The sequence below is a fragment of the Bacillus sp. ME78 genome (genome assembly GCF_903970865.1).
GTDB lineage: Bacteria > Bacillota > Bacilli > Bacillales > Bacillaceae_G > Bacillus_A > Bacillus_A cereus.
This window is the reverse complement of sequence record NZ_CAJCKK010000054.1, coordinates 1-13,426: the sequence shown is the minus strand read 5'-3', so window position 1 is coordinate 13,426 and position 13,426 is coordinate 1. Positions and strand designations below refer to the sequence as shown.

Here is a 13,426-nt window from a genome sequence, read left to right as displayed (position 1 = left end):
TAAGGAAAATGAAAAAGAAATTGAACCATTTAGAAGGAAAATTTATTCGGATTTTAGATTAACTAAAAAGGAAGCACAGAAGTATCTTGATTTTCAAATTAAGACACCACCTGTTGTAGTAAATGGGTTTAAACTAGCTGGTGAAGAAGTTCAAACTTCGTTGTTTCCTGGTAGGAAGAATCCCGTTATTGTTTCTGAATATCACAGAGGAGATTCATTGTCTTGGTATGTTGTGAATCAATCTGTAGTTAGAGATAAAGAAGAAAACCCATTTTACGGGATAATGGAAGAGAGTGAAAAAATAACAAATTATAAATTAGAAGGTGCAAACCTTACTTTTGCAGAATCGTCTGAAAGTATAACGAAGTATATGGAAGCAATTGTGCCTGCAAAAGGAAAGAATAGCGCTTATCAAGTCATAATACTTGCAAATGATGTTAGTAAAGAAGAATTAGAGAAAGTTATGATGTCTTATATAAAATAAAAAATAGAGTCTGAGGATCCTGTTCCTGAGGCTCTATTTTTATGTTAGAAAGAATCGTTATACGCAACTGTACCTTTTAATTAACAGATTTGCTATTGAAAATCAGGGTATAAATGTACGTACATATAACTAAAGCAAATTCCTTTATAAAAAAGTACCCACTTTCTTGTCTAAAAAGCATCCATTGTTTTGACTGTTCCATACATTCACCAAGGTGGGACAATCAGTATCATTATTAGTGCCGTTGTGATTGTCGTTGCTGCATTAAATCTATTACTAGATTTTGATTCGATTGAAAATGGTGCACGTAGCGGGGCAGCAAAACATATGGAGTGGTATAGCGCAATAGGGCTCATGATGACATTAGTATGGTTATACCTTGAAATTCTCCATTTTGTTTCTTACTTTATGAAAAACGAAGAATAGAAAAAATCCTGCATGTTTCAAACATGCAGGATTTTTTTATCTAGTAGTGTCAATTTGAAAACGAGAAAGTATCAAGATGCTTTACAACGGTTTCAATCATTTTATCTAAATTTTCATTAGCTTTTTTGCAATATTTTTTCGACCACTACAAATAATTTAACATTAAAGTACTGATTCCTTTTTAGCGTACGAAATTTGCGTTTTGTTAGAACTAAATAGAGTTCCTTAAATGGTCGTTTTTAGAATTTGATAATCGAGTATATATTATTGAAAAATTAGAGTTGACCATAAAACCAATATCCGATATATTGGTTTTATGAAAAAAGATATTATTAAACCCATTAAACGTATGTCATTTAGAGATGAAGTATATCTAACTTTGAAAAAAGCAATCGTTACATTAGAGCTGCAACCGGAGCAACGCTTAAATGACAAAGAGTTAGCAGAAGAATTTGGAATTAGCCGTACTCCAGTTAGAGAGGCGTTGAAGCGTCTTGAGGATGAAGGACTTGTTGAATCTATTCCTGGTTCAGTTACTCGTGTGGCACCATTAAATATTGAGGAGGCGAAACACGCATTTACTGTGGTAGCAGTTTTACACTCGTTAGCTGCACGTTTAGCAGTACCATTATTGAAAGAATCAGATATTCAAGAATTAGAGTTCAGTAATAAGGCATTACTATTATCTATTGAGAAAAAAGATATTATAAAAGCAATTGAAGCTGATGAGTTATTCCACAATGTTTTTTTAGATGTGGCAGGAAATCCTGAAATCATTCGTGCGTTAGAACGAAGTATATCTAAGATTCAACGTCTCGAGATTTCTCAGTTCACTTCTATAAATGGTCTAAAATCAGTAGAACAACATCAGCAAATTATAGAGGCGTGTAAAAATAAAGATAAAGAAACAACAGCACATCTTGTAGAACAAAACTGGTTAAGTCTTGAGAAATTAATGACCTATGAGACAGATTGAGGTGAGGAATTTGCGCCCTATTTTTTTAGGTATATGTGCTGCTTTCTTTTTTGCTTTCACATTTATACTGAATCGAGCAATGGAGTTATCAGGTGGTAACTGGGTATGGAGCGCCTCACTAAGGTTTATTTTCATGCTTCCATTCCTGTTACTTATTGTTATAAGTAGAAAAAAATTAAAAGTATTATTGCAAGTTATGAGAGAAGATTTAAGAACATGGTTTTTATGGAGCTTTGTAGGATTTGGGCTGTTTTACGCTCCATTATGCTTTGCCGCTGCACATGCACCAGGATGGATAATTGCTGGGACATGGCAAATTACTATTATATCAGGATCTTTGCTAGCTCCTCTTTTTATTCAAACCATTCAAACGCCAAATGGAATTCTTAAGAAAAGAGGGAAAATCCCAATGAGGGGTATGGGTATGTCATTGATTATTCTTCTTGGTATTTTCCTTATGCAAATGGAGCAAGCAAAATCACTTGCTATAAAAGATATTTTATTAGGTATTATCCCTGTTATTGTGGCTTCTTTTGCTTACCCGCTCGGGAATCGTAAGATGATGGAGGTTTGTGGAGATCGTTTAGATGCTTATCAACGTGTCCTTGGAATGACATTAGCTAGCTTACCGTTTTGGTTTTTACTATCCTTGTACGGTCTTTTTACAGCAGGAATACCTAGTAAGGAGCAAACTATGCAATCTATTTTAGTTGCTATTTGCTCTGGTGTAATTGCAACTATCTTATTTTTTAAAGCTACTGATATGGTTAACGGAGATATGCAGAAACTTGCAACTGTTGAAGCAACACAATCCATGGAGGTGCTTTTTGCTGTTATTGGAGAACTAATCTTATTACATTCTTCATTCCCCTCTATTTTATCTTGGTGTGGCATGTTTGTAATAATGTTAGGAATGGTAGCACATAGTTATGTTTCCCATAAAGGTGAAACAGTGCATAACCAAAATATTAGTGCTTAATTGATATTTCAAAATGTACAGTATGAACCCTTTTCTAGTTAGTAAAAGTAATTTTATTATTATAAGTTTTATGTCAGAAATTGATTAAGTAAAAGAATATGAACAAAAGCCGATGCCTTTAATATTTAGGGGAATCGGTTTTTTCTTTATAAAAATTTGGCTCAGCGTATGCTAAGGAATTATTAGGAGTCTTTTTCCATTGGAAGTGATTATACACTAACACTTAGACTTAAATAACTTTATTATCACTTTACATTTCTCGTTATGGGGGTGTTTCAAAATCTTAGCTTGATGGGCATGGGGTAGCACCACATCGCCGTCAAGCTAAGATTTTACACTATCTATAAAATAAAAAATACGTTATCCTTTCCTGTGGTCCTGCAGAAAGAGTAGCGTATTTTTTCATTTTAAGAAGAATTTTATTTTCTTAGCTTGATAGAGATGTGGTGCTACTCCATTAGTAAAACAAAGAATTTAATTAGCTCATTAAAAAAATGAATTTAAGTAAGAGGTATCTATACGGAATACCATCAGCATTTCTCTCATTTTCCACTTTAATTTATGGAATGAAGTATTTGACGCAAATAACTTCTTCTAATAATAAGGTAGTAAATTATTTGTACACTAATAAAGCTCGTGAATATGAGAATAGAATTTCCTGCAACAGGTAAGTCTATGTGCCTGCTCTGCGCTAAAAACCTTATTGCACAGAAGGCTACGCTACTGTGAAGAACAGAAATCAAAATAGGTATAAAAAATAATATACTAATTTGTTGGGTTACAATTTTTTTTATCTCTCTTTTAGTTAACCCTAATTTAGAAAGCATTTGAAATTGGCTTTTATCTCGATCTAAATCTGTAAATAAACGGAAGTATAAGAAACTAATTGTAAATATAAAAAATACAACTCCTACTAGTATACTGAGAATAGATAGTATCGCATTCACTTGTTTACCTTCTAACCATTTTAATACCGGTGAATCAAATATAAAAGGTGGGCGTCCGCTTCTATAATCATTTGGAATTATCTTTGTAAGTTTTTTAGCCATATCTGCTGTTTCATACATGTTTTTAATTAAAAAACGATAGTCTATATACTGATCGACCTTTGCTTCTCCTAACTGTGTATTTAGCATTGTTTCGTACATTGAATCCGAAACAACGACAGAAAAATTATAAGATGGGCTGATAATATTATCCATTAATATTTTATTATCAGAAAAATTATAATTCATAGTACCGTGTTCCAGTGTAAGGGATGAAGACAGTTTCTTTAATTCCTCTTGAGGAGCTACTCTCAGATACATTTTTGATGGCAGGATTAGACTGTCTGTTTCCTTATTTAACGTTTCTGCTGGGTATCCTAGTGTTTTGGCAGTTGCGTTGTAATCAGTCAGTTTCATAATTGGTGTTGCGTGACTTGTTGTATTAAAACCAGTAGAAGTTATTAATTTATATGAGAATCCATCATTATGTAATTGTTTCTCTATTTGAGAAATATGAAATGTCTCCTCCTTGTTGTGTTTATATGATTTATATTCAAATGCATAAGGACTGTTAACTTCCGCTAATGCGCCATTTCCAATAGAAAGGCAAGCACCAATAGAGGTAAAGGCAACTGCGGAAAGTATACTTACTAGAAAGAGTGTTCGTGCGTTATCTGTCATTCGATATGTTAACTCTGAAATCATTAACATATTGGTTTTTTTAAAGAAAGTGTATTGACGATTTTTCAATATTGTAATGACATAAAAGCTGAGCTGAGTAAATAAAAAGTATGTTCCTAATACAGTTAAGAAAACACATAGTACTAGAACATATATCTCAATTCCTTTTTTTAATGCTATATTCAAATAAAACGCTGAGACATATCCAATGCAAATACAAAGAATTGAGAAGAAAGCTAGCCATTTAGATGACTTTGGTTCCGCTTTTGGTTTTTCTTCAGATTTCATGAGTTCAATTAGCTGTGATACCTTCATTACTCGTACAGTGAAAAAAGAGACAAGTATAAATAAAATAAAAAACATAAGAGATGTCACTAAAATTGCATTAGTAGGAAAATGAAATGGAAGCCCACCTTTTAACAGGAAAAGGGAACCACTTATCAGTAAGATTAATTTTCCAAAAACTAATCCAAGTCCAATCCCAACAATAATTGCAGAACATCCAATTAACATATTTTCCATGAAAATTAGCTTTTTTAATTGTGCGTTAGACATGCCATGGAGTAATAAAATTCCAAATTCCTTTTTCCTTGTTTTTAAAAACATAGTAATAGAATAGAGAATGAAAAAGAAGGAGAAAAATATAATTAGATATTGAGCAATTTTAAATCCTTTTGTACTTAAAGAACTCATGGTCTCACTGGTCGATACAAGATCTCCAGTGAAATTAGGATGAAATGCAAGCAATTCAAAAACAAATAGAATCATCACGGCAAATGTGCTACTCAAAAAATGTCCAAGGTATAATCGTTTATTACGAGTGACATTATTATATACAAGCTGACGAAAATTCATGTTAATTACCTCCTAGTAATGAAAGTACATCCGTAATATTTTTGTGGAATTTTGAACGATTGTCACCGCAATAAATTTCATTATAAAAAAATCCATCTGTAATGAAGATTACTCGATCACAGTAACTCGCGGCTACAGGGTCATGTGTCACTAGCATCATAGTTACTTGTTGATCTTGATTTAATTTCTTTAGGAGTTCCATCACATCATTTGCCGCTTTTGAATCTAAATTTCCTGTTGGTTCATCTGCTAATATTAATTGAGGAGAATGAATAAGGGCACGAGCAATGGCGGTTCGTTGAGCTTGTCCTCCTGAAATTTCATAGGTTCTTTTATTTAAAATCTGTTCAATCCCCAGTTTTTTAGAAATAACTTCTACTTTGTTGTTCATTTCATTCAAACTTACATTATCTAATGTAAGTGGTAAAACAATATTCTCTTTTACAGTTAGAGTATTCATGAGGTTAAAGGATTGAAAGACAAACCCTAGTTCACGGCGTCTAAATAATGCTAGATCATTAGAAGATAAACAATGGGGATTTTTTTCGTTAATAAATACTTCTCCTGATGTTGGTGCATCAATAGTAGAGATCATATTTAGTAAAGTTGATTTGCCACTTCCTGATGCTCCCATAATTCCTACAAATTCTCCTTTTTGTATTGTCAAATCAATATTGGAAAGAGCTTTATAAGATACTTTTCCTGTATTATAAATTTTACTTAAGTTACGGACTGTTAATATACTCATAGTTATTATCTCCTGTTCGTTTATTGGCTATATATAATTTAATCTAAAGTATTATAGTCCTCATATTGAATTGTCTTACATTTACCTTACAAGCATGTAAGAATTCTATCTTTTAAGAAAATTGTTTCAGAGAAGGTTGAAGATCTAACTCAACATATTTACAGTGTATAACGCCTATTAAATTAAAGGAAGGAACCTATCATATTTCCTAATAGATTCCTTTTTTAAATACAAAAATTTCAAATATATAGAGTTATGCTTCGAATCGTTTGCGTTTTCATAAAGATCTTATAAAGTTAAATTTCTTGTTTTATTTTAGCTTAATATTGATAAGGTACTAGCCTCCCATTTTTTATTATTCAAATTAGAATAAATATTTACTTTCGTTTAATAGGCAATGCATAATAGCCAAAAGCTAAATCCAGTAAGGAACTGGCTTCTTGACGCAGTAACACATCTTTCGGACGGAACATAAAAGATCCGTCAGCATTGATGGAAGTATCAGGGTCTAGAATTCCTTGGGAGGCAAGTGCTTGAATAGATTGGACTGCCCAATCATCTGCGGCATCAAGTAATTTAACTTTAATAGCTCTATCAGATTGAATCGGTTTCAAGTCTTGAATTTGCTTTACGTTTTGAATCATGGTTGCTGCGACCTGTCGGGTAATCGGAGTAGCACGATTATACTCTGGAATTCCATTCATCATTTTTTCCCTTGCCTCCTTGGATTCGTCTGGAAAACCATTCCATCCGTGAGCAAGTAACAGCATATCCGCAAATTCTCCTTGTGTCATGGTGTCCATCGGATTAAATAGATTATCTGTTTTAGCACCCATAATGTTTAGAGCATGAAGGTTATCAATGTGACTTCTATATTTACTCTTTGCTGGCACGTCATCAAACGGTGATTTGTTGTTAATTTTCTGAGCATCTGCTACAAAATCAAGGCTTTTAGGAGAGGTGTAGTGAAAATATGTGATTTCTCCTGCTGAATTCTTTTTGAAAGCGACTTTATTGCCTTCTGAATCCTCAAATAACAATGGATGAATCATTTTGAGAACTTGTTTTCCCGTTGTTCCACCCTCCATGATCAAATTCCCATTTTCATAAGTAAAATGAGTGCGAATGGCAGCGAAACGCGTATTCTGGAATAAACCCAAGTATTTATGAGCCTCTTTTTCCTCTAACGGGAGATAACTTGTTTTTACTTCATTCTTCTTAGCAGGGAAATAGTGATCCATGAGAGCTTCATATATGTCTATACTCATCATTGAATCATTATTATAAGACATGAAGAATGCTGTTTTCTGTTCAGGCACTAAAATCAGCAGTGATTGATGCCCAGGCATACTTCCACCTTTCATTACAACATGTTGACCGTTAGCAAATTTATTAAAAGGCGTTTCAAATCCAATTGTCGCAACAGGGACTGTCTTATCATCAAAAACTTGATAGTCATGCATCATATCTATGCCTTTTTTACTTACAATTTCTTTGTCTTTAAACGTTCCTTTCTGTAGTTGCATAATCATGTATTTTGACATGTCTTCTGCAGTAGATAAAATGCCTCCTTGTGGTGTATCCCTTAAACCGCTCCCACTTGTTGGAATCGGATCACCTGTGGGACCATAATGTGTAGCCATTCTTTTGAGAAGGGCAGGCGTAAAGCTCATACTCGTAGATTCCATATCTAATGGTTTGAAAATATTTTTTTCCATATATTTTGAGAAAGGGGTGTTAGTAGCATTTTCTACTGCAAACCCTGCGAGCGAAAATGAGACGTTGTCATACGTATAAGCTTCCCCTGGTGGCCGTATCACCGTTGGCATATGCTTAGAGAAAAATTCTTTCATTGGTATACTATTATGAACGTATTCGGGTCCAGTTATATTTGTGAGATCCGGAAAATCTACCCCGCTAGTATAAGTAAGCATATCAAACAGGGTGAGAGGTTTCCCTGTTTGATTAGGAATTTGTAATCCACCAAGGTATTTTTGTACATCTTGATCTAGTTTAAGCTTTCCTTTATCGACTTGCTGCATCACAGCCAAAGCAGTAAAGGTTTTTGAGACTGAAGCGATTTGAAAGACCGTGTCCTTAGTGACAGGGATTTTCTTTTCTTTATTGGCATATCCATATCCTTTATTGACAACGACCTTTCCATCATGAACGACGACAAAACTAGAACCGTTCACATTATACTTCTTCATTTTTTCTTCAAATAACGGGTCTGCAAAAGATTCTATTTCTTTTTTATTATTAGGTCCTTCCATCATTTGAATATTAGTTGAGGATGCTAATGGTTTTGATTTTTCAGCTTCTAATAATTGTTGGGAACACGCAGAAATCATTATTGAAGAAGAAAGAAGAACTGCAACGATTCCCAGTTTGTTAATTGCTTGTTTCATTTTTGTAAGCTCCTTTAATTGATTTGGTTTTTTTGTTAGCGAAACGAGTTAGCACCCGTTAGCGTATGAACAGAGTGTAGCAAGAGGCAAGTCATAGTAGGTAGTGAGTTTTTGTAATATTTATAAAGAAGAACAAAAATTGAGTGGGATAAAGCGGTATTAATAGTTATGTCATACAAACAATGACATTTTGACACTACCGTATGTGACATAAAAAAACTTAGAATCAAAGAGCAGTTTTTAAAGCATTAACAATAAATGAGCAGGGGAGATTTTCATTGTGCATGACAAAAATATAAAGGGGCGTGGAAGGGGAAATAAGTATGACTTATTTATGAAAAACAAACCAGTAACAAGAGTATTTTAAGGAAAAGAAGTAGTTGCTAGGGTTAACATACAAGTGGAAAAAGAGAAATTTACCGTTTGGTAGGACACAATGGCATTTGTGAAAATAATGCTGAGTAAGATAATTGCAAATCCATTTTTGTCCATATATCTTTGGTTAAGATGAAAGCTGTGTGATTAGTAGAAAACAACAAATAACTACTAATAAAATATGAATAGAGGAGAGAAATATCTTTATGAAAAAACATTGTCAGATTACATCTACAGGTTTAGTCCTTTTAATGACTGGAAGTTCTTTGTTATACACAACACCAAGCTCAATTGTAAAAGCAGAGTCTGATCAAAGTGTATCTAGTTTGTTACAAACAAATACTCAAAGAGATCGTACTTCCGTCAAGAAAGCAATGCGGGATACACTACAACTTGGATACCCAGGGATACTCGCCAAAATTTCAAAGGATAGAAAAACATGGAGTTATGCTGCTGGGGTAGCGGATCTGAGAACCAAGAAACCAATGAAAGCAGATTATCGCTTTCGTATTGGCAGTGTTACGAAGACATTCATTGCAACAGTTCTACTTCAATTGGCTGGAGAGAACCGCTTGAATCTAGATGACTCCATCGAAAAATGGTTGCCTGGCGTCATTCAAGGAAACGGATATGATGCTAACCAGATTACGATTCGGCAGATATTGAATCATACAAGTGGGATTGCTGAATACTTAAAGTCAAAAGACTATGATATTATGGATACAAAAAAATTGTATACGGCTGAAGAATTAGTAAAGATGGGAATTTCTCTTCCGCCAGACTTTGCTCCAGGTAAGGGCTGGTCTTATTCAAACACAGGATACGTAATACTGGGTATCCTTATTGAAAAAGTAACTGGAAACAGCTATGCGGAAGAGGTTGAAAATCGGATTGTTGAACCGCTCGAATTGTCGAATACATTCCTACCGGGTAATTCAACTGTTATTCCAGGTACCAATCATGCCCGTGGATATCTCCAACTAGACGAAGCAAGTGAGCCAAAAGATGTTACTTATTCTTACCCAGGTAACTCAGATGGAGATATGATTTCTACTGCTGACGATTTGAACAAATTTTTCTCTTACTTACTTAGTGGCAAATTACTGAAGGAACAACAACTAAAACAAATGCTTACTACAGTTCCTACAGGAATAGTAGGAATGGATGGTTATGGTCTTGGAATCTATGAAAATAAACTTCCAAACGGTGTCTCGATTTGGGGACACACAGGTGGATCTCCAGGTTTTTCTACCCTTGCTGGAGGCACAATTGGAGGCAAGCATACATTAGCCGTCAATTTGAACAGCATTAAAGTTAATAGTCTTGATCCTTTTAAAAATATTTTACTTGCTGAATTTAGCAAGTAGACAAAAAGGAAAAATAGATAAATTTTGTCATAGTTTTTATAGTTGAAAATATCCTTTTCGGGTTCAAAAAACACCTTAATTTTAAAGTTTTTTAAAATTAAGGTAGTAAATGCTGTTAAGCTAATAAAACAAAATCCTCTGTAACATGAAAAACGTTATTCTTTCTCTAGAATCATAGGAAAGGATAACGTTTTTTTACATTTGGGGTAAAGCAGGTTCCTAATTTGATGGACATATGGCAGTACCCTATGCCTATCAAGTTAATAGAACTGAGTTTTCTTAAAATAAAAACCACCGAATTATAGAAGTGATTTTGAGCGTAAGGAATTTGTAAGAAAGGAGTAAGAAAAAAGAGATTTTCATTGTGTATGATCAAAATGTAGAGAAGAACGAGAGGGGGAATAGATACTATATATTTATATAAAAACAAATTCATTAACAAAACTCTATGGAAGAAAAGAAGAAATTACAGAGGTTAACATACATCTGAAAAAGAGGAATTAATCATTTATTAGGTCAGAAAGTTGTTTGTAGAAATAATTGGTGCATAGATGATTGCAAATTCAGTGTTGACTTTTATCATTGGGAGAGTTGGTAGCTGTGTGGTTAGCATATGACATAGCTATCAACCATCAATACAATTTAAATAGAGGAGAGGAATGTTTTATGAAAACAAGCAGTAAAATTACATGTGCAAGTTTAGCACTTTTAATAGCTGGAAGTTCCCTGTTATACATAACACCAACATCAATTGTAAAAGCAGAACCTACGCAAAATGTATCTAGTTCGCTACAAACAAGCACTCAAAAAGAACGTAATTCCGTCAAAGAGGCAATGCGGGATACATTGCAACTTGGATATCCTGGAATACTTGCTAAAACTTCTGAGGGTGGAAAAACATGGAGTTATGCCGCTGGATTAGCGGACCTGAGCACCAAGAAACCAATGAAAACAGATTTTCGCTTTCGCATTGGTAGTGTAACGAAGACGTTCATTGCAACAGTTCTACTTCAATTATCTGGAGAGAACCGTTTGAATCTAGACGACTCCATTGAAAAATGGTTGCCTGGTTTTATTCAAGGAAACGGATATGATGGTAACCAGATTACGATCCGGCAAATATTGAATCATACAAGTGGTATTGCTGACTATGTAAATTCAAAAGACTTTGATATTATGGATACAAAAAAATCGTATACGGCTGAAGAATTCGTCAAAATGGGGATTTCACTTCCCCCAGACTTTGACCCAGGAAAGGGTTGGTCTTATTCAAATACAGGATACGTATTACTGGGGATCCTTATTGAAAAAGTAACTGGAAACAGTTATGCCGAAGAGGTTGAAAATCGGATTATTGAACCGCTTGATTTGTCAAATACATTCCTACCTGGCAATTCAAGCGTGATTCCAGGCACCAAGCATGCCCGTGGCTATTTGCAACTAGACGGAGCAAGTGAGCTAAAAGACGTTACTTATATTAAACCAGGTAGCTCGGATGGAGATATGATTTCTACTGCTGACGATTTAAACAAATTCTTCACTTACTTACTCAGTGGTAAATTACTGAAGGAACAGCAACTAAAACAAATGCTTACTACAGTTCCTACAGATAGAGAAGGAACCGGATATGGTCTTGGAATCTATGAAACTAAGCTTCCAAATGGTGTCTCGATATGGGGACACCAGGGTAAAGTTCTAGGGTTTACCACTTTTGCTGGTGGCACACTTGGAGGTAAGCATACATTGGCCGTCAATTTGAACAGTCTTAAAGCTGATAGTCCTGATCCATTTAAAAGTATTTTACTTGCTGAATTTAGCAAGTAGGTAAAAGGAAAACCAGATAAATTTTGTCATAGTTTTTATAGTTAAAAATATGCCTTTCTGGTTCAAAAACAACTTACTCTAAAAATTTTTTAGAATAAAGTAAGTTCTTAAGTTGATAGGCATGAGGTCCTGCCACGTCGCCATCAGACTAGGGATTTGGAGTATCCCCTAAACGAAATTTTGTTTCTCTACAGGTAGTCACTTTGAGATGTCAGTTCATTTTTTTCTTTTTCTCTTTAATTAATGAGTGTGGGGGAGCATCCATCGCTATCAACTTAAGAGATTTTAATACTCGTAATTAAGTACAAAAAAACGTTATCCTTTCTAATCTAGTTTAACCGTTTGAAAAATGACTAACTTGAGCATTAAGTTTACGGAATGAATAACCAAATAACCTGCTCCCTTTATTTTTGGATTGAAGGTTATTTGGCTTTATATTGGTATGAATGAATTAAGAATTTCTTAAGAACCTATTAAGAAATATGTTATTGTTAGGAACTAGAATAAAATTATCTTAACACTAATAAGAGAATTAATAGTTTAAACTGGGGTCCTTAGAGCATGTCAAAAAACTAATAAGTAAGTATTTCAGGAGGGTTTTATGAAAAAGAAAATGATTATTGCAATTGTTGCTTCTGCTATAACAATGACTCATTTTGTAGGAAATACTTATGCAGATTCGAAAACAGAGGTTTCTGTTACAGCTCCCTACAATACAAATCAAATAGCGAAATGGTTAGAAGCACATGCAAAGCCTTTAAAAACAACTAATCCAACTGCATCTCTTAATGATTTGAAACCACTTAAGGATATGGTAGGTTCAGCTTCAATTGTAGGTTTAGGTGAAGCTACGCATGGGGCTCATGAAGTTTTTACTATGAAACACCGTATTGTTAATTATTTAGTATCTGAAAAGGGCTTTACCAATCTAGTTTTAGAAGAGGGATGGGATAGGGCCTTGGAACTTGATCGATATGTTCTTACTGGTAAGGGAAACCCAAGCCAACATCTATCACCTACATTTAAGACGAAAGAAATGCTAGATTTACTTGATTGGATTCGGCAATATAATGCTAATCCAAAACATAAATCTAAAGTACGTATCATCGGGATGGACATTCAATCAGTAAACGAGAATGTTTATAATAATATAAAAGAATACATTAAAGCGAACAATTCAAAACTGTTGCCAAGAGTAGAAGAGAAGATAAAAGGTCTTATTCCTGTAACAAAGGATATGAATACTTTTGAAAGCCTTACGAAAGAAGAAAAAGAAAAGTATGTTTTAGATGCTAAACAAATTAGTGCTTTATTAGA

8 protein-coding genes and 2 pseudogenes are annotated in these 13,426 nt (G+C 34.0%); 7 read left to right on the top strand and 3 right to left on the bottom strand.

The window, feature by feature from the left end:
- From H6481_RS27525 to H6481_RS27510, 4 genes and pseudogenes are all read left to right on the top strand, one after another.
- A pseudogene (locus H6481_RS27525) lies at positions 1-484 on the top strand (transcriptional regulator); the annotation flags it as partial.
- 192 nt (positions 485-676) lie between these two features.
- Positions 677-910: pseudogene (locus H6481_RS27520) on the top strand (Bax inhibitor-1/YccA family protein); the annotation flags it as partial.
- A gap of 316 nt (positions 911-1,226) precedes the next feature.
- Positions 1,227-1,886: a GntR family transcriptional regulator gene (locus H6481_RS27515; RefSeq protein ID WP_182813728.1), complete on the top strand. Its 660-nt coding sequence runs from the start codon at positions 1,227-1,229 to the stop codon at positions 1,884-1,886.
- Positions 1,873-2,865 carry a multidrug resistance efflux transporter family protein gene (locus H6481_RS27510; RefSeq protein WP_097988246.1) on the top strand — a complete coding sequence of 331 codons (993 nt, stop codon included), beginning with the start codon at positions 1,873-1,875 and terminating at the stop codon, positions 2,863-2,865. Before H6481_RS27515 ends, H6481_RS27510 begins: the two co-directional genes overlap by 14 nt.
- Before the next feature lie 554 nt (positions 2,866-3,419).
- On the opposite strand, the gene H6481_RS27505 is transcribed toward H6481_RS27510, so the two are convergent.
- The 3 genes from H6481_RS27505 to H6481_RS27495 form a co-directional block, all read right to left on the bottom strand.
- Positions 3,420-5,387 (bottom strand): ABC transporter permease, encoded by a 1,968-nt coding sequence (locus tag H6481_RS27505; protein WP_182813726.1) that lies wholly within the window; start codon positions 5,385-5,387, stop codon positions 3,420-3,422.
- Between the two features lies 1 nt (position 5,388).
- Positions 5,389-6,135: an ABC transporter ATP-binding protein gene (locus tag H6481_RS27500; protein WP_097988244.1), complete on the bottom strand. Its 747-nt coding sequence runs from the start codon at positions 6,133-6,135 to the stop codon at positions 5,389-5,391.
- Positions 6,136-6,512: 377 nt separating this feature from the next.
- Positions 6,513-8,543 carry a serine hydrolase gene (locus tag H6481_RS27495; protein WP_097988243.1) on the bottom strand — a complete coding sequence of 677 codons (2,031 nt, stop codon included), beginning with the start codon at positions 8,541-8,543 and terminating at the stop codon, positions 6,513-6,515.
- Between the two features lie 581 nt (positions 8,544-9,124).
- On the opposite strand from H6481_RS27495, the gene H6481_RS27490 reads away from it, so the two are divergent.
- The 3 genes from H6481_RS27490 to H6481_RS27480 form a co-directional block, all read left to right on the top strand.
- The gene (locus H6481_RS27490) at positions 9,125-10,285 is read left to right on the top strand and encodes a serine hydrolase domain-containing protein (RefSeq protein ID WP_097988242.1); all 1,161 of its coding nucleotides are present in this window, start codon (positions 9,125-9,127) and stop codon (positions 10,283-10,285) included.
- Between the two features lie 666 nt (positions 10,286-10,951).
- Positions 10,952-12,109: a serine hydrolase domain-containing protein gene (locus tag H6481_RS27485; protein ID WP_097988241.1), complete on the top strand. Its 1,158-nt coding sequence runs from the start codon at positions 10,952-10,954 to the stop codon at positions 12,107-12,109.
- Between the two features lie 601 nt (positions 12,110-12,710).
- Positions 12,711-13,426 (top strand): erythromycin esterase family protein (locus H6481_RS27480; RefSeq protein WP_182813723.1); only part of this gene is annotated, 716 nt, incomplete at its 3' end.

Coding starts and splice junctions, on each gene's coding strand:
- H6481_RS27485 (WP_097988241.1), top strand. CDS start 10,952: ATGAAAACAAGCAGTAAAATTACATGTGCAAGTTTAGCACTTTTAATA.
- H6481_RS27490 (WP_097988242.1), top strand. CDS start 9,125: ATGAAAAAACATTGTCAGATTACATCTACAGGTTTAGTCCTTTTAATG.
- H6481_RS27505 (WP_182813726.1), bottom strand. CDS start 5,387: ATGAATTTTCGTCAGCTTGTATATAATAATGTCACTCGTAATAAACGA.
- H6481_RS27495 (WP_097988243.1), bottom strand. CDS start 8,543: ATGAAACAAGCAATTAACAAACTGGGAATCGTTGCAGTTCTTCTTTCT.
- H6481_RS27510 (WP_097988246.1), top strand. CDS start 1,873: ATGAGACAGATTGAGGTGAGGAATTTGCGCCCTATTTTTTTAGGTATA.
- H6481_RS27515 (WP_182813728.1), top strand. CDS start 1,227: ATGAAAAAAGATATTATTAAACCCATTAAACGTATGTCATTTAGAGAT.
- H6481_RS27500 (WP_097988244.1), bottom strand. CDS start 6,135: ATGAGTATATTAACAGTCCGTAACTTAAGTAAAATTTATAATACAGGA.